This window comes from Nocardia sp. FDAARGOS_372 (assembly GCF_002554515.1).
Taxonomy (GTDB): domain Bacteria; phylum Actinomycetota; class Actinomycetes; order Mycobacteriales; family Mycobacteriaceae; genus Nocardia; species Nocardia farcinica.
Map to the genome: position 1 here is coordinate 2,425,650 of NZ_PDDW01000001.1, position 16,142 is coordinate 2,441,791.

Here is a 16,142-nt window from a genome sequence, read left to right on the forward strand (position 1 = left end):
CTCATTATGAACATTTCTCGAGGCACCGTCAACCGTCCCGAATTGATCATTCGCACGTATCAATCGGGCCGGAAATAGTATTTGTCCTGACTCAATATCTCTCTCTACCGTGACTCAGGACACAGCCGCAGTCTCGGTAGGACGGAAGGAGGCCCCGATGGAGCTTCGCCATCTGCGCTACTTCGCGGCCGTCGCCGAGACGCGGCACTTCGGCCGCGCGGCCGAACGCCTGCACATGGCCCAGCCCGCGCTGTCGCAAGCCATCCGCCAGCTCGAGGCCGAACTCGGCGCGGCGCTGCTCACCCGCACCACCCGACAGGTCGCGCTCACCCCCGCGGGCGAGTTCCTCCTGGGCGAGGCCCGGCGGGTGCTCGACACGCTGGACGACAGCGTGCGCGGGGTGCGCCGGATCGCCGCGGGCAGGCTCGGCCAGGTCCGGCTGGGCTTCACCAGCACCGCGACCCTCTCGCACCTGCCCGGCATCGCGCGGGCCCTGCGGCGCGAACTGCCGGGCGTGGTGCTCGAGGTCCACTCCGACCTGCTCACCGCCGACCAGTGCGAGCGCCTGCGCACCGGCGATCTGGATCTGGGCATCCTGCGCCCGCCGGTGATCGGCGACGGCCTCGGCCTGCGCACCCTCGAGATCGAACCGCTGGTGCTGGCCGTGCCCGCCGACCACCGGCTCGCCCACGAACCCGCGGTGGCGATGGCGGACCTGCGCGACGAGGACTTCCTGCTCTACGCCAACCGCGAATCCATCGTCAACGCCGCGGTGCTGCGCAGCGCCCGAGCCGCCGGGTACACCCCGCGCACCGCGCTCGAGGGCGTCAGCACCGGCGTCCTGCTCGCGCTGGTGGCCGGTGGGCTCGGCATCGCCGTGGTGCCTGCCTCGGCGCGCGCGCTCGCGCTCACCGGGGTGGTGTTCCGCGACCTGCCCGATGCCGAGTCGGTCGAACTGGCGTTGGCCTGGCGCCGCGACAGCGATTCCGAACTCGTCCGTTCCGTGCTCGGAGTGCTCGCCGCCGAGCTCCCCGACCCCCTACCACCCGTCGAGGTCGATCGATGAAAATCACCAGGGTCGAGGCGATCCCGTTCGCCATCCCCTACCGCAAGCCGCTCCGGTTCGCCTCCGGGGAGGTGCACACCGCCGAGCACGTGCTGGTCCGGGTGCACACCGACGACGGCGTCGTCGGTGTCGCCGAGGCGCCGCCGCGTCCGTTCACCTACGGCGAGACCCAGGACAGCATCGTCGCGGTGATCCGCAAGCTCTTCGCGCCGCAGGTCGTCGGACTGACGCTGCTGCAACGGGAGACGGTCGCCGCCCGGCTGGCCCGCACCGTCGGCAACCCGGCCGCCAAGGCCGCGCTGGACATGGCCATCTGGGACGCGCTCGGCCGCACCCTCGACGTGCAGGTGACCGAGTTGCTCGGCGGCTACACCGACCGCCTGCGTGTCTCGCACATGCTCGGTTTCGACGACCCCGCCGCGATGGTGGCCGAGGCGCAGCGCATGCGCGAACGGCACGGCATCACCACCTTCAAGGTGAAGGTGGGGCGCAGGCCGATCGGCCTCGACCTCGCGGTGGTGCGCGCGCTGCGCGAGGGCCTCGGCGAGGAGGTCGAGCTCTACGTCGACGGCAACCGCGGCTGGACGGCCTCCGAATCGGCGCGAGCCATGCGCGAGATGGCCGATCTGGGACTGCTCTTCGCCGAGGAGTTGTGCCCCGCCGACGACGTACTCGGCCGCCGCTGGCTGGTCTCGCAGCTGGACGTGCCGTTCATCGCCGACGAGTCGGTGCCCACCCCCGCCGACGTCACCCGCGAGGTCCTGGCCGGATCCGCCACGGCGATCAGCATCAAGACCGCCCGCACCGGCTTCACCGGCTCCCAGCGCGTACACCACCTGGCCGAGGGCCTCGGCCTGGAAGTGGTGATGGGCAACCAGATCGACGGCCAGATCGGCTCGCTGTGCACGGTCGCCTTCGGCGCCGCCTTCCCGCTGACCTCCCGTCGTGCCGCGGAACTGTCCAACTTCCTCGACATGAGCGACGACCTGCTCACCGAACCGCTCGACATCCGCGGCGGCGAGCTCACCGTGCGGCCCGGCGCGGGCCACGGCGCCGAGATCGACCCCGACAAGCTCGCCCGCTACCGCCAAGACCGCTGACCACAGCCCGGACATACCCACAGCCCGAGAGATACGAGGAGTCACCGATGACCACCGTGCATCCCGCACCGGCGCCCACCGCCGCCGATTCCGGCGCCAGCGCCACCGACCGCTTCAAGAACGACAAGGCCGTGGTCGCCGACACCCCGCCCGAGCGGGTGGATCTGCTGGCCCGCGAGGTGCTCTCGGCGGTGCACGAGACCATCCGCAAGCACCGGGTCACCTACGCCGAGTACAACGCGCTCAAGGCGTGGCTGATCGATGTCGGCGAGACCGGCGAATGGCCGCTGTTCCTCGACGTGTGGGTCGAGCACGTGGTCGAGGACGTGGCGACCTCGCACCGTCGCGGCAACAAGGGCACCATCGAGGGCCCGTACTACGTCCCCGGCGCGCCGGAGCTGGGCGCGAAGGCGACCATTCCGATGCGCGAGAACGAGGACGGCACCCCGCTGGTGTGGACGGGCCGGGTCACCTCGGTGGACGGCAGCCCGCTGCCCGGCGCCCGGATCGAGCTCTGGCACGCCGACAGCGACGGCCTCTACTCGCAGTTCGCGCCCGGCATCCCGGAGTGGAACCTGCGCGGCACCTTCGTCGCCGACGACGAGGGCGGCTTCGAGATCCGCACGATCCGCCCGGCGCCGTACCAGATCCCCACCGACGGCGCCTGCGGCAAGCTCATCGCCGCCGCCAACTGGCACGCCTGGCGCCCGGCCCACCTGCACGTCAAGGTGAGCGCGCCCGGACACGAAACCCTCACGGCGCAGCTGTATTTCCCCGACGACGAGCACAACGACGACGACATCGCCTCGGCGGTGAAGCCGGAGCTGATCCTGGACCCGCGGCCGGCCGCCGATGGCGAGCAGACCATCGACTACGGGTTCGTGCTCGACCCCGCGCAGCCGTAACCGTTCACCGACCGTCAGCGGCGCGGATGCCGGGCCGCGCCCTGCCCAGAGGAGTACTCACCCATGCTGTTCCATGTGCGGATGGATGTCCGCATCCCCCACGACCTGCCCGCCGACACCCGCGCCGAGATCGTGGCGCGGGAGAAGGCCTACAGCCAGGAGTTGCAACGGGCCGGGAAATGGCCGCAGCTGTGGCGCATCGTGGGTGAGTACTCCAACTTCTCGATCTTCGACGTCGAGTCCAACGACGAACTGCACGACCTGCTCTCGGGGCTGCCGCTGTTCCCCTACATGGACATCCACGTCACCCCGCTGGCCACCCATCCGTCCAAGGTCGCGGGGGTCTGAGGGTGGCGGTGCTGCGCACGCCCGCCGGTCCGGTGGGCTACACCGACGACGGGACCGGCCCGGCCCTGGTGTTCGTGCACGGTTTCCTCTTCGACAAGCGGATGTGGGCGCCGCAGGTCGCCCGGTTCACCGCACGCGGATACCGGGTGATCACGGTCGACATGGTGGGGTTCGGGGCGAGCACCGCGACCTCGGCGACGGTGCCGATGGGCGCGCACAGCGCCGCGCTGGCCGCCGTGCTGGCCGCGTGCGACGTGGACACCGTTGTGCTGACCGGGTATTCGATGGGCGGGCAGGTGGCGCTGGATTTCGTCGCCGCCCACCCCGGACGGGTGCGCGCGCTGGTGCTGTCGGACACGTTCGCCGGTCTCGACAGCGCCGAGGTCAAGGCATCCCGGTTCGCGTTGGCGGATCGGCTGGCGGCCGACGGCGTGGCGGACTACGCCGAGGAATTCCTGCCGCTGGTACTGAGTCCGCGCACCGTCGCGCAGCGGCCCGCGGTGACCGAGCGGGCCCGCACGATGATGCGCGCGGCCGATCCGGCGGGGGCCGCGGCCGCGCTGCGCGGGCGCGCCGAGCGGCGCGACTACACCGGCGTCGCGCGCACACTCGACGTGCCGGCCCTCGTGATCGTCGGTGCCGAGGACCAGTTCGACCGGGGCGTGCTCGGCGCCGACCTCGCCGCGACCATCCCGGACGCCCACCTGACCGTGATCGACGAGGCCGGACACACGCCGAACATGGAGCGGCCCGAGGCGTTCGACGACGCCCTCGCCGCGTTCCTGGACTCGCTCACCCGCGTCGGATAGCCCCATCACCGGCGCCGCGCCGCCACATCCCGACCCGGCCCCGGGCTACCGCCCGCCCGGGCTCAGGCCCCGCCCCGACCCCGGGCGGGGCCGTTCGTGTTGCGCAGATCCTGCTCGATCCGCGCCGCCGCCGCCAGCAGCGGCGGAACCAGATCCGCCCGGATCGAGGCGACGCTGTGCCGGGTCGCCTGGGTGGAGATGTTCACCGCGGCGATCACCGTGCCCGCGCGGTCGCGGATCGGGGCGGCGACCGAGCGCAGCCCCTCCTCGAGTTCCTGGTCGACCAGCGAATACCCTTGCGCGCGAACGGCGTCCAGTTCCGCACGCAACGCCGCCTCCGACACCGTGGTGTGCGGGGTGCGCGGCGCCAACGTGGTCGCGGCCAGGTAGGCGTCGAGTTCGTCGGGGGTCAGCCCGGCCAGCAGCACGTGACCCATCGACGTGGCGTAGGCGGGGAAGCGGGTGCCGATGTCGATGCGGACCGTCATGATCCGCGAGACGGCCACCCGTGCCACGTAGACGATGTCGGCGCCGTCGAGCACCGAGACCGACGACGACTCCGCCACCGTGCGCGAGAGCTGCTCGAGGTGCGGCTGCGCCACGTCCGGCAGACCCATGCTCGACAGGTAGGCGTAGCCGAGCTCGAGCACCCGCGCCGTCAGCGCGAAGTTCTTGCCGTCGGTGCGCACGTAACCGAGATCGGCCAGGGTGAGCAGGAATCGGCGCGCCGCCGCCCTGGCCAGACCGGTCCGCCGGGCCACCTCCGACAGCGTCAGCTCGGGATGCTCGGCGTCGAAGGCGCGGATGACGGCCAGACCGCGATCCAGCGACTGCACGTGGTGCGCGCCCCGTTCGCCGTCCTGTGCTGCCACCATCCCGCATCCTCTCGCCGCCGATTCCCCGACCGGCGTTCACGATACGCCCAGGTGTGCGCGGTATCGGTGGTCAGAGCCCGAGCAGTTCGGCGGTCTCCTCGCCGAGCGCGGGTCCGAGGGTCATGCCGCGACCGCCCGGCCCGGTGATCACCCACACGTGCTCGTCGGCGCGCGCCCGCGTGACGATCGCCGCCGGGTCGACACTCTGGCTGTACACCCCGGCCCAGCGCCGTACCACCGGCGGCAGGGTGCGGCCGAGCAGTTCCTCGGTGACCGCGGTGAGGTGTTCGTAGGGCGCCTCGTCGACGTCGAAGGCGAACGGCTCGGTGTATTCGTGGGTGTCGCCGATGGTGAGCCCGCCGTGCAGGCGCTGCACGCACAGCAGCTGCATCTTGTGCTCGGCGGCGGTGGCCGCCTGGGACTGCTCCCGCTCGAGCGCTTCGACCGCGGGCCCGGCGAAACCCGGGTAGTAGCGGAAGCTGTCGCCGTCGGCGATCGAGGTGGTCAGCGGCTCCCCCAGCGGCGCGGTCTGCATCATCTGCAGGCGCACGCGGCGCACCGGGATCTCGCCGACCAGTTCGCGCACCAGCCCGGAATGCGCGGCGCCGGGGCAGACCAACACCAGATCACCGGCGTGGACGCGGCCGTGGTCGTCGAGGACCGTGGCCGATGAGCCGGCGACGGACCTGGCCTCGGTGGCGGGATGGAAGGTGTAGCGCCCGGTGCCGGTGAGGTAGGCGCGCAACGCGGGCAGCGCCTGGCGGGATTCCACCGCGGCGTCGGTCGCGCAGTGCAGGCCGGCCAGATACGTGCCGCGCAACGCGGGGTTGAGCGCGCGGACCTGTTCCGGCTCCAGCAGGCGGAACCCGCGCGCGTCCGCGGAGGCCCCCGCCGCGGCGGCTTCGGCGACGGCCAGTTCCTCGGGGGTGCGCACCAGCGTGATCGAGCCGTTGGCACGGAATCCGATGCCGGGCACCTTGCCGCCCAGTTCCTCCCACAGCTCCCGGGAACGCAGGGTCGACGCGAGTTCGTGCTCGGCACGACCCGACACCCACACCAGACCGAAGTTCCGCACGGTCGCGCCGCGCGCTTCCGGTTCCCGTTCCAGCTGCACCACCTCGTGTCCGCGGCGCACCGCGGCCAGCGCGTGCGCGGTACCGAGAATGCCGCCACCGATGATCGTTACTCGCATGACGCCAGGATGCCGAATGGTCTAGACCTATGCGCGTCCCCGCCGCGAACGGCACGTGAACAATTGGTATAGACCAGTACCGGCGGCATCGGTGGCGGCGTTGAGCGGCAACCGGCTCGGCTTGGGTCAGGGTGCGACGGCGCAGCGGGTCCGTCCGGCGGGCGGACCGGTCAGGGCGGCGGCGATGTCGTCGAGCGGCAGCGGCTCGGCGACCAGTTCGTGCCAGGGGTAGGTGCCCGCCGTCGCGGCGAGGAAGTCGACGGCGTCGGTCAGATGCCGCGGCTCGTAGTTGTGCACGCCCGCGATGCGCAACCAGCGGCGCACCACCCGCTCCGCGTCCAACGGGACCGGCGGACCGGGCGCCACCGAACCGGCCAGCACCAGCGCCCCGCCGATGTCCAACCGGGTGAGCGCATCGGCGATGGCGGCGGACGAGCCGGAGAAGTCGAACGCGGCGTCCACCGGCAGGCCGTCGTCGGCCCCGCCGCCGAAGCCCGCCGCCAACGCCGCCCGCGCGGCGACGACGTCGCGTACCGCGACGTGCGCGCCCCGGTGCGCGCAGGCCGCGGCGGCGGTCAACCCGAGCATGCCCGCCCCGTAGACGAGCACCCGCCGCCCGGCCAGGTCACCGGCCGCCTCCAGCGCGGCCATCACCGTTGCGGTCGCGCAGGCGGCCGGGGCCGCCACCGCGTCGGGCACCGTGTCGGGCACCGCCACCGTGCGCACGCCCGCGGGCAGGACGAGATGGCGGGCGTAGGAGCCCGACAGCGGCCAGTCGCCGTCGAAGGCCTCGTGCCCGACCTTGCGCACGGACAGGCATTTGGCGGTGCGGTCCGCGCGGCACCGCGCGCACCGCCCGCACGCCGCCGTCACCGACCACACGATGCGCTGTCCCGGCGCGCCGTGCCCGGCCCGCGGCGTGGTGGCCACGATCTCGCCGACCGCCTCGTGCCCGAGCACCGACGGGCACGGTGCCGCACGCCGGCCCGCGACGGTGTGCAGGTCGCTGCCGCACACCGTGGCGAGGCGGACCCGTACCAGCGATTGGCCCGGCGCCAGGCGCGGCACCGGCACGTCGCGGACCGCGACCCCGGCACCGGTCCACACCGCCGCGCGCGTCACACCACCTGGGAGCGAATCCATCCGGAGAGCCTTTCGATGACGTAGACGAGCGCGAAGACGACGAGCACGATCGCGCCGGCGACGCCGAACTCGAGCGTGCGGATCGACTCGAACAACAGGTAACCGATCCCGCCCGCGCCCACGATCCCCAGGATCGTGGAGGTGCGGATGTTCACGTCGAGCAGGTAGAGCGTCGAACCAACCAGCGCGGGCACCGCCTGCGGAATCACCGCCGCCACCAACGTCTTCCACCAGCCGCCGCCGAGCGCGCGGACCGCCTCGAGCGGGCCCGTGTCGATCTCCTCGACGGCGTCGGCGACGAGTTTGCCGAGCAGCCCGACCGAGCCGATGGCCAGCGCGCAGGTACCCGCGATCGGCCCGAGGCCCAGTGCGGCGACGAAGATCACGGCCAGGATCAGCTCCGGGATCGCGCGCACGACCAGGATCCAGGCCCGCGCAGCCCAGTACACCGCCGGATGCGGAGTCACCGTGCGGGCGGCGAGGATTCCGACGGGCACCGACAGCACCGCCCCGATCGCGGTCGCCACCACGGCGATCGCGACCGTCTGCCAGGCCGCCTCGAGCAACTGCGGGCCCAGCGCGGCGAAATCCGGCGGCAGCAGCCGCCCGAACACCTCGACGGCGGCGGTAGGCCAGGTCAGCAGTTCCACCGGATCGACGTCGAGCACCACCAGCGCGGCCACCGTGGCCGCCACGGCGATCGCGCCGAAGGCCGTGCGGGCCGCCCTGGCGGCCCGGGGTCCGAGAGACTCCGGACTCAGCAGCACCCGCCGCGCGAGGATCGCGAACACCTCCATCGCCGCGATGATCGCCAGGATCACCGCCACGATGCCCAGCGCGCGGGGATAGGCCAGCCCGCGCAACGAATCCTGCAGCGCGAAACCGATGCCGCCCGCGCCGACGAAACCGAGCACCACCGAGATCCGCAGGTTGATGTCGACGCGATAGACGAACGTGCCGATCCAGGACGGGACCGTCTGCGGCACCACGGCGTGGATCATCTCGCGCAGGTACCCGGCGCCCGCCGCCCGGGCGGCCTCGCGCGGGCCGGGATCGGTCTGCTCGATCGCGTCGGCGAACAGCTTGCCGAGCATGCCGATGGAGTGCAGCGCCAGCGCGAGAATGCCGGGCAGCACACCGATGCCGAGCGCGCGCACCAGCAACGCCGCGAACAACAGGTCCGGCATGGCCCGGCAGAAGGTGATGATCCCGCGCGCGATCGCCGCCACCGCCGGGTGCGGGGTGGTGTTGCGTGCCGCCAGGAACGCCAGCGGCACCGAGGCCAGTGCCGCCAGCACGGTGCCCAGCACCGCCATCAGCAGCGTCTCCACCGCGAGCGCCCAGATCCGCGGCGGATCGTCCAGTCGCGGCGGCAGCATCCGCTCGAGCAGCGCGGCCATGTCGTCGAGACCGTCCAGCAGGGTGGCCGGGGCGAAATCGATCGACCAGGCCGAGATCAGGGTCAGCACGAGACCGCCCACCCCGAGCAGCCGCAGCAGCGCCGCCCGCACCCGCTCGGCCCGCGGCGGCGAGCCGGGCAGGACGGGCCCCGGTGTGGTGAGCGTCGCGGTCACAGCGCCCCCGCGGCCAGTCCGGCGGGCGCCGACCGGGTGACCTCGGCCCGCTGGTAGATCGCCATGACCTCGTCGCGGGACAGTCCGGCGGCGGGCCGGTCGAACACCTTGCGGCCGTCCCGCAATCCGATCACCCGGTGCGCCCAGCCCAGCGCCAGGTCCACCTGGTGCAGCGTGCACACCACGGTCAGGTTGTCCTCCAAGCAGATCCGGAACAGCAGATCCATCACCACCCCGGCGTTCTCCGGATCCAGCGAGGCGACCGGCTCGTCGGCCAGCACCAGCTTCGGGCGTTGCATGAGGGTGCGCGCGATCGCGACCCGCTGCTGCTGCCCACCCGAGAGCGTGTCGGTGCGCCGGTGCGCCAGATCGGCCAGCCCGACCCGGTCGAGGTGCGCGACGGCCTCCGCGCGCATCCGCTTCGGGTAGGTCAGCGCGCCGTAGCGCGGCAGGCGCAGCCGGGCCAGCCCGCCCAGCAGCACGTTGTCCAGGCACGACAGCCGCCCGACGAGGTTGAACTGCTGGAAGACGAACCCGATGTCGCGCCGCAGCGCGCGCACGGTGGCCCGCGGCGCGGTGTCCACCCGCGTGCCCGCCACGGTCACCGCACCGGAGGTCACCGGGTGCAGGCCGTTGAAGCAACGCAGCAGCGTCGACTTGCCCGAGCCCGACAGACCCAGCAGGACGACGAGTTCACTGCGGTGCACGGTCATCGATACCGCATCGAGCGCCAGGGTGGCACCGAAGCGCTTGGTCACCGCCTCGGCGTGCAGCACCACCTCGGCGCGGGAATCGGCGGACACGACGCTCAGCCCGCGCACTTGTCGGAGCGGGTGACCTCGCAGACGTGCCGCACGCCGTCGTAGTCGCTGTCGGCGGCGGGCACCACGCCCCAGGCGCGTTCGTCGGTGATCCGGCACTCGCCCGTGCACAGGCCGGCGCCGCGCAGGTGGTCGGCGTTCACCTTCTCGGTGAACAGCGTCCGCAGTTTCGCGACGGTCTCCGCGCCCAGCGCGTCGGCGGCGGCGAACACCGAGCCCGCGATGGTCTCGGACTTCCACACCGTCTTCAACTGGCCCGGCGCCAGGTCGCCCTTCTCGACGAGGGTCTTGTCGACCATGGTGTCGAAGGCGAAGCCCGCGTCGCAGTCACCGGCGGCGATCGAGAGCGCCGAGGCGTCGTGCCCGCCCGCGTAGATCGGCGTCAGCCCCTTGGACAGGTCGGCCTCCGCGCCGGAGGCGATGACCTTCTGCTCGATCAGACCCGCGGTGGGATAGAGGAATCCGGAGGTCGAGCTGGGATCGACGAAACACACCTTCTTGCCCGCGAAGTCGGCCAACGACTCGATCGCGGCGTTGTCGGAACGGGCCAGGCCGTAGGACTGATAGCCGGGCTTGCCCCCGGGTTCCTGCACGACCGCACCCAGCGGGGTCATCTTCGCGCCGTTGACACCGGCGACGACGTAGGCGAACGGGCCGAAGAACGCCATGTCGACGTTGCCCGCGATGATGCCCTCGACCACGCCCGCGTAGTCGGACGCCTGCACGAAGTCGATCTTCGCGCCGGTCTCGCGTTCGAGCAGCGCGATGACGGGATCGTAGCTGGCCTTCAGGTCGGTCGAGTTCTCGGCCGGGATGGCGGCCAGGGTCAGGGTCTCGGGGAAGCCCCTGTCGTTGATCGCGCGGGAGTCCGCGCCGGAGCCGGAACAGGCCGACAGCGCGAGGGCGAATCCGGCCAGCAGCGAGACGAGCGGGCGGGAGCGGCGGATGTTCATGCGCAGTTCCTTGCGGTGGAAGAGGTTTCAGGCGGGCAGCAACAGGGCGGGCAGTTCGGCGACGGAGTCGAGCACGTGGGTGGCACCGGCGCGGCGCAGCGTGTCCGCGTCGTGGGCGCCGGTCAACGTGCCGGCCAGGATGGTGGCGCCGGCGCGGCGGCCGGATTCGATGTCACCGGCGGTGTCACCGGCCACGGCGACACGGCGCACGTCGTCGACCCCGGCGCGCAGGACCGCCGCCAGCACCAGGTCGGGCATGGGCCTGCCGCGACCGGCATCCGGTGGGGCGAGGGCGAAGTCGGCGAGGGCGCGCCAGCCCAGGACGTCGAGGATCCGCTCCTGGGTGGCGGAGCTGAAACCGGTGGTCAAGGCGACGGTGAGCCCCCCGTCGCGCAGCGCGGCGATCGTCTCCGCCGCGCCGGGCAGGGCCTGCACGCCGCCGTCCTCGACGAATCGGGCGTAGGCGGCCTCGAACGCGGCATTGGCGCGCCGGGCGCGCTCCTCGTCGGCGAACAACGCGCGGAACACCGCGATCTTCGACTGGCCCATGGTGTCGAGCACGTAGCGGCGCGCGTTCTCGCGTTCCGCGCCCTCCGGCGGCAGGCCCGCGGCCGTGGCGGCTTCCTCGAAGGCGCGCGTGACGAGGCCGTCGTCGGTGACGGTGGTGCCGGCCATGTCCAGCACGGCCAGAGCGATATCGGTCATCTGAGTCCCAGTCCGTAAGGGGTGAACGGAAGTTCGGCGCCGGTCGGCCACGGGTCCGCCGGCGCCGCACCCCACGATGGCGATTGGTATAGACCATCCGTCGACGGTCGAGCGAACCGCAGGTGAACTCTTGGTATAGACCAAAATCCGGCTATGCTGGGTCGAGTGACCGCCCGCGCCGAACCACGCGTCCTCAAGCACCAGATCGTGCGTGCACAGGTGGACAAACTCCTCGACGAACTCGACGAGGGCGACCCGGTACCCTCCGAACGCGAGCTCGCCCTGCGCTTCGACGTGGCGCGCGAGACCGTCCGCCAGGCCCTGCGCGAACTCCTGCTGGCCGGACGCATCCAGCGGCGCGGCCGCGCCACCGTTGTCGCCGGGCCGAAGTTCGTCCAGCCACTGGCGTTGGGCTCCTACACCGAAGCCGCAGTGGCGCAAGGACATCGGGCCGGGCGCATCCTCGTCGGCTGGACCCGGCTGACCGCCGACCCGGCGCTGGCCGGCGACCTGCACATCGCCGAGGGCGATCCGGTGATCCAGCTCGAGCGCGTGCTGACCACCGACGACCTGCGCGTCGGCCTCGAAACCACCCGGCTGCCCGCCTACCGGTACCCGGAACTGGTCGAGACCTTCGACCACACCGCCTCGCTGTACGCCGAGATCCGCCGCCGCGGCATCGTTTTCGACCGGGCGGTGGACACCATCGAGACGACGCTGCCCGACGCCCGCGAGGCCGCGCTGCTCACCGCCGACGCTCGCACTCCGATGTTCCTGCTCAACCGCGTCTCCTACGATCCCGACGGCGTTCCGATCGAGCACCGCCGCTCCCTCTACCGCGGTGACCGGATGACCTTCACCGCCGTCCAGACGCGCGACCACTGATCCGGTAGCCACGCCGCACCTGATCGGTCGGCTTGACATATCGTTGTGTTTTTACAACACTTCGATATATGAGCCCAGTGCGACGGGGGGAAACCCGCCCGATCTACAACCGCATCGCGGTACTGCGCGCCGAACGGTCGCTCAGCCGCGCCGCGCTGGCCGAACTCATCGAGGTGAACCCGCAGACGGTGGGCGCGCTCGAGCGCGGCGACCACTATCCGAGTTTGGATCTGGCGCTGCGCATCTGCGAGGTGTTCGGCCTGCCGGTGGAAGCGGTCTTCTCCCGCACCGAGTTCACGCCGCTGTCGGCCGAGATCTACGGCCGTGAGAACCGAGGAAGGTGATCGGCATGTCCGCGACCAACCTGCTCGAGAACTATCAGGCCTACCGCACCAGGAGATTCCTGCAGAACGAGGCGATCACCGGCCGCTGGTTGCCGGGCTGGCGCACCAGGACGCGCAGGCGCGCGCTCGTGATCGCGCTGGCCGTCGAGTTCGCGGCACTGATCGCGATCGGCGCCATCTGCCTGGCGTCCATGACGATCGGACCGCTGCTGTGGCTGGTGGCCTGTGTGCTCTTCCTGCCGACCTGGACGATCCTGCAGGTGGTCTCGAGCAGGCAGAGCGACGCTCCCCGCGACGCACTGGACGAGCGGGAGATCGCCGAGCGCGACAGCGCCCGCTCGATCGGGCTCACCATCACCCAGACATTGGCGATGCTGCCCGCGTTCGTCCTCATCGTGGCGAGCTCGTTGAACGAGACGAATCCCGGCTTCGGCTACGCCTGCGGGCTGTGGATCGTCACCGCCCTGCTGATCGGCGGGTGCTCGCCCGCGATGATCCTGGCGTGGAACCGCCCCGACCCGGACCCCGAGGACTCCGGAATCGCCGGCGCCGTGCGCTGAGCGCACCGCGCGGCGTGGCATCGGAACGACTGCCTCGGCACGGATCGATGCGGTCCGCGAGACTTCCGCTGCCGCGTTTCGGCCCCCGCGGACGCGGGCATGCCGTCGACATGCCCCGCTCCCCGCAGCCCGCGGTCGCCGCGTCCAGCCGGTGGACCGGCGACGACGGCATCCGCTACCCGAGCGGCGACACCCACGCCTGGCTCCCCGGCACCAACCAGACGGTCTGTGGCGTGCCGCTGTCGCGAGCGCGGCTCGCGCGCTTCCCCCACGTGCCCTGGGGTGAGGCGCTGTGGCTGGCCGACACCGGGGACCGGCGGGTCGTGCTGTGCCGCCGGTGCACCGCGGCGACCCGCTCCGAGCGGCGCGGCTGGCAGCGGATCGATCCACGGCCGTGATCGGTCTCGTTTGCCCGGCTCCCGCTCGGGTAGCCGACACGAGCCGGAGCACGATCGAGACGAAAGGGTGCACATCGTGGCCGAGACCGAGGTGGATCAGGCACTGTGGGACGAGTTCCACCGGCTGGTCAACATGTCCTCCCGGCAACTGGGCGACTGGCTGCGCACCGAGGGCGCGGGCCCGCGCAGCGAGACCGAACCGGACCACGCCGGGCCCGAGCTGGGCCGGCGCATCCTGGCGGTGCTCGGCAAACGCCGCACCGACCTGAGCGCCGACGACATCGAGGTGATGCGCCGCGCCGTCGTCGAGATCACCGCCGCGCGCGGCGCCGAGGACGACGGCGAACCCCGCGCCGGCTCCGACGAGTGGCGGCGGCGCTTGATGTCACTGGGCCACGATCCGCTGCAACGCGGGTGAACACGCGCTGAACAGCGCCGAGCGGGTCCCGGATCGACCTTCCCGGCACGGGCCGGATCGGGTTGGATGGGGCGCATGGCTGACCCGGATTTCGTTGCACCGCAGGTCTCTTCCCCGTCGCCGGACACCGGTCCGGCCCGACCCCGCGGCCACGGCCTGCTGGCGGCCGCGATCGTCGTCGCCGGTCTCGGCGGCGGCCTGCTCGCCTGGCACCCGTGGGACGAGAACACCGTGCAGCAGCCGGCGAAGGACCCCCATCGAATCACCGTGCAGAAGGTCGGTGAGCAGCGCGAGTCGGGTAATTCCGACGCGACGCGGCCGGTCTACTGCCTCACCAACGAGACCGGTGGCCTGTACTGCCTGGTGATGCCCGACCGGTACACGATCATCGAGCCGGAGACGCGCTGACCCGAGCAGCGACATCCGGAACCCCGACATCCGGAACCCCGTCCGTTCGTTCCCCTTTCACCATAACGCGCACAGGGGGCCTTGCGGCAAGGCCCCCGTCGTGCTGCACACTGTGCGGCCGACGCCGGCACAAAGGACCGGCCGGTCGCGTACCCGCGCACCGGTCGCCGGCCGGAAAACCCTCGAGCGAAATGGGACGACTGACGTGATCGATGTGATCATCGCGGGTGCCGGACCGACCGGCTTGATGCTGGCCGGCGAACTGCGCCTGCACGGTGTGCGCACGGTGGTACTGGAGAAGGAGCCCACCCCGAACCAGCACTCCCGCAGTCGGGGCCTGCACGCGCGCAGCATCGAGGTGATGGACCAGCGCGGGCTGCTGGAGCGGTTCCTCGCGCACGGCGAGCAGTTCCGGGTCGGCGGGTTCTTCGCCGGGCTGGCCGCCGAATGGCCCGCCGACCTGGACACCGCGCACTCCTACGTGCTCGCGATTCCCCAGGTCGTCACCGAGCGCCTGCTCACCGAGCACGCCACCGAACTCGGCGCCGAGATCCGCCGCGGCTGCGAAGTGGCCGGGTTGGATCAGGACGCGGACGGGGTGACCGCCGAGCTGGCCGACGGCACGCGGTTGCGCGCCCGGTACCTCGTCGGCTGCGACGGCGGGCGCTCGACCGTGCGCCGTCTGCTCGGGGTCGACTTCCCCGGTGAACCCACCCGGGTCGAGACGTTGCTGGCCGACGTGCGGATCGACGTGCCGGTCGAGACACTGACCGCGGTGGTCGCCGAGGTGCGCAAGACCCAACTGCGATTCGGGGCCGTCCCGGCCGGCGACGGGTTCTTCCGGCTGATCGTGCCCGCGCAGGGCCTGTCCGCGGACCGCGCCGCACCCACCCTCGACGAGCTGAAGCGATGCCTGCACGCGACGGCGGGCACCGACTTCGGCGTGCACTCCCCGCGCTGGCTGTCCCGCTTCGGCGACGCCACCCGGCTCGCCGAGCGCTACCGCACCGGGCGGGTGCTGCTGGCGGGCGACGCCGCCCACATCCATCCGCCGACCGGCGGTCAGGGCCTCAATCTGGGCATCCAGGACGCCTTCAACCTCGGCTGGAAGCTCGCCGCCGCGATCGGCGGCTGGGCGCCGCCGGACCTGCTGGACAGCTACCACGACGAACGCCATCCGGTCGCCGCCGAGGTGCTGGACAACACCCGCGCCCAGATGACGCTGCTCTCCCTCGACCCTGGCCCGCGCGCGGTGCGCAGACTGATGGCGGAGCTGGTCGAGTTCCCCGACGTGAACCGGCACCTGATCGAGAAGATCACCGCGATCGCCGTCCGCTACGACCTCGGCGACGGCCACGACCTGGTCGGTCGACGGCTGCGCGACATCCCGCTCACCGAAGGCCGCCTCTACGAGCGGATGCGCGGCGGCCGCGGGCTGCTGCTCGACCGGACCGGGCGGCTGTCGGTATCGGGCTGGTCCGACCGCGTCGACCACCTCGCCGACCCGGGCGCGGCGCTCGACGTCCCGGCGGCGCTGCTGCGCCCGGACGGGCACGTCGCGTGGGTGGGCGAGGACCAGGACGATCTGCTCGCCCACCTGCCCCGCTGGTTCGGCGCCGCCACCTGACCGCGGAAGCG

Annotated in this window: 19 protein-coding genes; 12 read left to right on the top strand and 7 right to left on the bottom strand. The window is 72.0% G+C overall.

Annotation, left to right across the window (positions count from 1 at the left end; translation table 11 throughout):
- Positions 1–157: 157 nt before the first annotated feature.
- From CRM89_RS11605 to CRM89_RS11625, 5 genes are all read left to right on the top strand, one after another.
- On the top strand, positions 158–1,066 hold the full coding sequence (locus CRM89_RS11605) for a LysR substrate-binding domain-containing protein (protein ID WP_011210053.1): 909 nt from the start codon (positions 158–160) through the stop codon (positions 1,064–1,066).
- Entirely contained in the window at positions 1,063–2,166 is a 1,104-nt protein-coding gene (locus CRM89_RS11610) for a mandelate racemase/muconate lactonizing enzyme family protein (protein WP_098084007.1), read from the top strand. The genes CRM89_RS11605 and CRM89_RS11610 overlap by 4 nt, the downstream gene beginning before the upstream one ends.
- 47 nt (positions 2,167–2,213) lie before the next feature.
- Positions 2,214–3,071, top strand: coding sequence for a catechol 1,2-dioxygenase (gene catA, locus CRM89_RS11615; RefSeq protein WP_060590213.1), 858 nt, complete (start codon positions 2,214–2,216; stop codon positions 3,069–3,071).
- 63 nt (positions 3,072–3,134) lie between these two features.
- Complete coding sequence (gene catC / locus CRM89_RS11620) at positions 3,135–3,419, top strand: muconolactone Delta-isomerase (protein ID WP_098084008.1); 285 nt, start codon at positions 3,135–3,137, stop codon at positions 3,417–3,419.
- 8 nt (positions 3,420–3,427) lie between these two features.
- On the top strand, positions 3,428–4,228 hold the full coding sequence (locus tag CRM89_RS11625; protein WP_253805090.1) for an alpha/beta fold hydrolase: 801 nt from the start codon (positions 3,428–3,430) through the stop codon (positions 4,226–4,228).
- Positions 4,229–4,290: 62 nt separating this feature from the next.
- Here the strand turns inward: CRM89_RS11625 and CRM89_RS11630 are convergent, their stop codons facing one another.
- From CRM89_RS11630 to CRM89_RS11660, 7 genes are all read right to left on the bottom strand, one after another.
- On the bottom strand, positions 4,291–5,103 hold the full coding sequence (locus CRM89_RS11630) for an IclR family transcriptional regulator C-terminal domain-containing protein (RefSeq protein ID WP_060590209.1): 813 nt from the start codon (positions 5,101–5,103) through the stop codon (positions 4,291–4,293).
- Positions 5,104–5,173: 70 nt separating this feature from the next.
- Positions 5,174–6,295, bottom strand: coding sequence for a TIGR03364 family FAD-dependent oxidoreductase (locus CRM89_RS11635; protein WP_098084010.1), 1,122 nt, complete (start codon positions 6,293–6,295; stop codon positions 5,174–5,176).
- 126 nt (positions 6,296–6,421) lie between these two features.
- Entirely contained in the window at positions 6,422–7,438 is a 1,017-nt protein-coding gene (locus CRM89_RS11640) for a zinc-binding dehydrogenase (RefSeq protein WP_098084011.1), read from the bottom strand.
- Positions 7,414–9,012 (bottom strand): phosphonate ABC transporter, permease protein PhnE, encoded by a 1,599-nt coding sequence (gene phnE, locus CRM89_RS11645; RefSeq protein WP_098084012.1) that lies wholly within the window; start codon positions 9,010–9,012, stop codon positions 7,414–7,416. The genes CRM89_RS11640 and phnE overlap by 25 nt, the downstream gene beginning before the upstream one ends.
- Positions 9,009–9,815, bottom strand: a complete 807-nt coding sequence (phnC, locus tag CRM89_RS11650; protein WP_011210062.1) for a phosphonate ABC transporter ATP-binding protein — start codon at positions 9,813–9,815, stop codon at positions 9,009–9,011. Before phnC ends, phnE begins: the two co-directional genes overlap by 4 nt.
- A 5-nt stretch (positions 9,816–9,820) precedes the next feature.
- Positions 9,821–10,786, bottom strand: coding sequence for a phosphate/phosphite/phosphonate ABC transporter substrate-binding protein (locus CRM89_RS11655; RefSeq protein ID WP_060590203.1), 966 nt, complete (start codon positions 10,784–10,786; stop codon positions 9,821–9,823).
- A gap of 27 nt (positions 10,787–10,813) precedes the next feature.
- A complete protein-coding gene (locus CRM89_RS11660) occupies positions 10,814–11,491 on the bottom strand; it encodes a phosphonatase-like hydrolase (protein ID WP_086849959.1) in 678 nt (225 codons plus the stop codon).
- 153 nt (positions 11,492–11,644) lie between these two features.
- Here CRM89_RS11660 and CRM89_RS11665 point away from each other — a divergent pair, with 153 nt between their 5' ends.
- The 7 genes from CRM89_RS11665 (at position 11,645) to rox (ending at position 16,131) form a co-directional block, all read left to right on the top strand.
- Complete coding sequence (locus CRM89_RS11665; protein ID WP_098084013.1) at positions 11,645–12,376, top strand: GntR family transcriptional regulator; 732 nt, start codon at positions 11,645–11,647, stop codon at positions 12,374–12,376.
- Between the two features lie 68 nt (positions 12,377–12,444).
- Positions 12,445–12,720 (top strand): helix-turn-helix transcriptional regulator, encoded by a 276-nt coding sequence (locus CRM89_RS11670; RefSeq protein ID WP_011210066.1) that lies wholly within the window; start codon positions 12,445–12,447, stop codon positions 12,718–12,720.
- Positions 12,721–12,725: 5 nt separating this feature from the next.
- Entirely contained in the window at positions 12,726–13,280 is a 555-nt protein-coding gene (locus CRM89_RS11675) for a hypothetical protein (RefSeq protein WP_060593252.1), read from the top strand.
- A gap of 110 nt (positions 13,281–13,390) precedes the next feature.
- A complete protein-coding gene (locus CRM89_RS11680) occupies positions 13,391–13,678 on the top strand; it encodes a hypothetical protein (RefSeq protein WP_011210068.1) in 288 nt (95 codons plus the stop codon).
- A gap of 76 nt (positions 13,679–13,754) precedes the next feature.
- Positions 13,755–14,096, top strand: coding sequence for a DUF3140 domain-containing protein (locus tag CRM89_RS11685; RefSeq protein ID WP_098086959.1), 342 nt, complete (start codon positions 13,755–13,757; stop codon positions 14,094–14,096).
- A 75-nt stretch (positions 14,097–14,171) separates the two neighbouring features.
- The gene (locus tag CRM89_RS11690) at positions 14,172–14,504 is read left to right on the top strand and encodes a hypothetical protein (RefSeq protein ID WP_193776874.1); all 333 of its coding nucleotides are present in this window, start codon (positions 14,172–14,174) and stop codon (positions 14,502–14,504) included.
- A 205-nt stretch (positions 14,505–14,709) separates the two neighbouring features.
- Complete coding sequence (gene rox / locus CRM89_RS11695) at positions 14,710–16,131, top strand: rifampin monooxygenase (RefSeq protein WP_098084014.1); 1,422 nt, start codon at positions 14,710–14,712, stop codon at positions 16,129–16,131.
- Positions 16,132–16,142: the final 11 nt, after the last annotated feature.

Bases quoted from the DNA above. Each gene is read 5' to 3' on its own strand.
- CRM89_RS11605 (WP_011210053.1), top strand. From the start codon at position 158: ATGGAGCTTCGCCATCTGCGCTACTTCGCGGCCGTCGCCGAGACGCGG.
- CRM89_RS11610 (WP_098084007.1), top strand. From the start codon at position 1,063: ATGAAAATCACCAGGGTCGAGGCGATCCCGTTCGCCATCCCCTACCGC.
- catA (WP_060590213.1), top strand. From the start codon at position 2,214: ATGACCACCGTGCATCCCGCACCGGCGCCCACCGCCGCCGATTCCGGC.
- catC (WP_098084008.1), top strand. From the start codon at position 3,135: ATGCTGTTCCATGTGCGGATGGATGTCCGCATCCCCCACGACCTGCCC.
- CRM89_RS11630 (WP_060590209.1), bottom strand. From the start codon at position 5,103: ATGGTGGCAGCACAGGACGGCGAACGGGGCGCGCACCACGTGCAGTCG.
- CRM89_RS11635 (WP_098084010.1), bottom strand. From the start codon at position 6,295: ATGCGAGTAACGATCATCGGTGGCGGCATTCTCGGTACCGCGCACGCG.
- CRM89_RS11640 (WP_098084011.1), bottom strand. From the start codon at position 7,438: ATGGATTCGCTCCCAGGTGGTGTGACGCGCGCGGCGGTGTGGACCGGT.
- CRM89_RS11655 (WP_060590203.1), bottom strand. From the start codon at position 10,786: ATGAACATCCGCCGCTCCCGCCCGCTCGTCTCGCTGCTGGCCGGATTC.
- CRM89_RS11660 (WP_086849959.1), bottom strand. From the start codon at position 11,491: ATGACCGATATCGCTCTGGCCGTGCTGGACATGGCCGGCACCACCGTC.
- CRM89_RS11665 (WP_098084013.1), top strand. From the start codon at position 11,645: ATGCTGGGTCGAGTGACCGCCCGCGCCGAACCACGCGTCCTCAAGCAC.
- CRM89_RS11670 (WP_011210066.1), top strand. From the start codon at position 12,445: ATGAGCCCAGTGCGACGGGGGGAAACCCGCCCGATCTACAACCGCATC.
- CRM89_RS11675 (WP_060593252.1), top strand. From the start codon at position 12,726: ATGTCCGCGACCAACCTGCTCGAGAACTATCAGGCCTACCGCACCAGG.
- CRM89_RS11680 (WP_011210068.1), top strand. From the start codon at position 13,391: ATGCCCCGCTCCCCGCAGCCCGCGGTCGCCGCGTCCAGCCGGTGGACC.
- CRM89_RS11690 (WP_193776874.1), top strand. From the start codon at position 14,172: ATGGCTGACCCGGATTTCGTTGCACCGCAGGTCTCTTCCCCGTCGCCG.